This is a genomic window from Actinomycetota bacterium (genome assembly GCA_036280995.1).
In the GTDB taxonomy this organism is placed as follows: Bacteria; Actinomycetota; CALGFH01; order CALGFH01; family CALGFH01; genus CALGFH01.
Genome location: DASUPQ010000593.1, coordinates 1 through 2,003, shown reverse-complemented (window position 1 = coordinate 2,003; position 2,003 = coordinate 1). Strand labels below are relative to the sequence as shown.

Annotated in this window: 2 protein-coding genes; one reads left to right on the top strand and one right to left on the bottom strand. The window is 71.0% G+C overall.

Translation table 11 applies throughout. The features are described 5' to 3' along the window. Nucleotides 1–288 precede the first annotated feature (288 nt). Entirely contained in the window at nt 289–1,656 is a 1,368-nt protein-coding gene (locus VF468_20015) for an IS1380 family transposase (protein ID HEX5880575.1), read from the bottom strand. Nucleotides 1,657–1,901: 245 nt separating this feature from the next. Here VF468_20015 and VF468_20010 point away from each other — a divergent pair. Next, the coding region (locus VF468_20010; protein ID HEX5880574.1) for a DUF2200 family protein at nt 1,902–2,003 on the top strand (102 nt) is incomplete at its 3' end.

Genomic DNA, 2,003 nt, shown 5'->3' with positions numbered 1-2,003 from the left:
ACTCGGCAGCCTTGGAGCTGCGGGTGCTTTTGCGTTCGCGGCTGTGAATGTGACGGCCGTTGACAGGCGGGTCCGCTGCAGGCGGTCGGACGCAACGATCGATTGCCGGGCTAGCCTTGATTGTTCGTCCGGCAGCTTGTGGGCCAGCTGACCCGAGCCCGTCGAGGCCGAGCACGGCCACGGTGGGTGACATCGGGTGGGCAGGCGCGGCGGGTCAGGGGTCCTTCGGCTGGATCGGTTGGTGCGCCTCGGCAGGGCGTTCTGGGCCGGCGCGTGCCCGGGGCGCTCTCAGCAGAGGGCGGTGCGGAGACGCCCGAAGGCGGCGTCGAGCTGGTCACGCCACGGCCAGGTCTCGTCGATGCGCAGGTAGAGGTCCCGGCCCCGCCGTGCGAGGCGGGCCGCGACGTGGAGGAGCTGGTAGCGCAGCGTGGCCGGCTCGGCGCGCGCCAGTGCCCCGTCGAGGCACAGCATCGCCGTCCATGCCAGCAGGTCCTGGGCCACCATGACCATGGCCAGCCACGCCTCGTTGCGCACGAAGTCCTCGAACGGGAAGTTGCGAAGCCCGCATGCCTTGGCGCACCGGATGCGGTCCTCCACCCGGGCATGGCGGCGTTGGCGCAGCTCCAGCGGCGGCGGTCCCCCAGCCGAGCCGGTGAGGAAGCAGGTGTGGCGGAAGCCCTCGGAGGTGTCGAACAACGAGAGCTGGGCCCCGGGATGAGGCCGCTCGCGCCGGCAGATCAACCGGACGCCGGCGGGCCAGGTCCTCAGGTCGACCAGGCCCGTGAGCTCGGTGACCCATGCCCCCGGGCGCACCCGGCCGTCGGCCTCGACCGCCTGGGCCCAGTCCTCCTCCTGGACCAGCATCAGCGCGTCGCGCACCCGGCCGTCCACGTCAAAGCCAATGGAGAAGCCGATGTTGCGGGCCACCAACGCATCGACGAAGCCGTGGGTGGCCCCGGCCGAGTCGGCCCGGGCCAGGATGGGGTGCGCCACGCCAGCCGGGTCGTCGCCGGGAGCGTGGCCGGCCCGCCACTCCGGCGGCAGCTGGGCCATGGCGCCGTCGAGCATCTTGACGTGGTCGGCGGCGGCGTTGGCCCCGGCGTTGCCCGGGCGGAGCATGCCGGCCAGGAACTCGGTGGTCTCGTCGCACCAGACGCCGAGAGGATGGAAGCCGAAGCCCCGCTTGTAGGTCGGCTTCGCGCACTGCTTCTCCGAATGGGCATCGACCAGGGTGGCGTCGAAGTCGAGCGTGACGCTCGCCGGTGCGCCGCCGGCGGCCCACACCCGCTCCCGGGCCGTCGCCCGGGCCGCGTCGATGCCGGCCAGTTCCACCGCGGCGACCGCCTCCACCGCCCGCCACGCCGTGGGGTGGGAGGCGACGGGGCCGAACAACGCCTCCTGGTTCCTCAGCACCGCCAGCTTCGACAGGCAGTCGGCCCCGTCCGCGATGGTCACGGCCAGATGGGTGAGCACTACGCCGGGGTCATGCGTGTGCCAGGAGATGCCGCAGTCGCCCATGGCCACCGACAGCGCCCTGGTCAGTCCCGAGCGGTCCGCCATCTCGGCCAACAGGACGGTGCCGGCGTGCGACGCCACGCCCTCACCGTCGGTGGTCACCTTCACATGCCGGACCGACTGGCTACGATGTACCTTCAAGGAGCCCTTCTTCCCTGGTCGATGCAAGCTTGAGAACTCGCATTCTCCCAGGTCAGGAGGGCTTTTACGCGGACGCGCGGCCCCTCGGCACGGGGCCGCACGAACAATCGAGGGTAGGCCGACAGGGTGTGGATGGTGTCGTCGGTGACGCTCACGCCCATATCGGCCAGCTTCGGCGTCTCCTCCAACGGTGACACCAGGGTGCCCTTCGTCCGTGACCCGCCGCTGGCGAAGAGAGTCACGTCGTGGCCCCGGTCGTCTATCCCCACGACCTGGCGAAGGTCGAGCGCGAAGGACGTTCCAAGGCCGAACTGGACCAAGTGATCGAGTGGCTCACCGGATACGAC